The sequence below is a fragment of the Brevibacillus sp. MCWH genome, assembly GCF_013096935.1.
In the GTDB taxonomy this organism is placed as follows: domain Bacteria; phylum Bacillota; class Bacilli; order Brevibacillales; family Brevibacillaceae; genus Brevibacillus; species Brevibacillus aydinogluensis.
The window spans coordinates 1-557 of record NZ_SDLF01000108.1 but is presented as its reverse complement, the minus strand read 5'-3'; the positions used below and the strand labels follow the sequence as shown (position 1 = coordinate 557).

Genomic DNA, 557 nt, shown 5'->3' with positions numbered 1-557 from the left:
GAGCTGTACGGCGTGTCTTCCAGCACCGTGTACCGGGCGCTGAACCTCATCCATAAACCCCATGCGGCCCACCGCGCCGATCACGGTAAGCCGCGCGTATTGCAGCAGGCCGAGCTGGAGCGCTACTGCGAGCTGATTGCGGCGTTGAAACTGCGCACGCCGAATAAGCAGGGCCGGCACCTTTCCACCAATCGTGCGATCGAGCTGCTGGAGGACTACGGCGTGGAGACCGCTCAAGGCTTGGTCAAAGCGCCGAAGGGGGTGCTGAGCCGCCCGACCATCAACCGCTACTTGTCCTTGTGGCGACTGGATCAGCCGCGGCTGTCGCGGCAACCGCCCGCCGCGCGGTTTCAGGCTGAGCACAGCAACGACTGTTGGCAGTTCGACCTGTCGCCTTCCGACCTCAAGCACATCGACAAGCCTGAATGGATCGACCCGGCCAGAGGCGAACCGACGCTGATGCTGTTTAGCGTGGTAGACGACCGTAGCGGCGTGGCCTACCAGGAATACCACTGCGTATACGGTGAGGACGCGGAATCGGCACTGCGATTTCTGTT

Annotated in this window: 1 protein-coding gene; it reads left to right on the top strand. The window is 62.7% G+C overall.

The annotated features are described in order from the left end of the window. Nucleotides 1-557 (top strand): transposase family protein (locus tag ETC00_RS19590; RefSeq protein ID WP_483296499.1); only part of this gene is annotated, 557 nt, incomplete at both ends.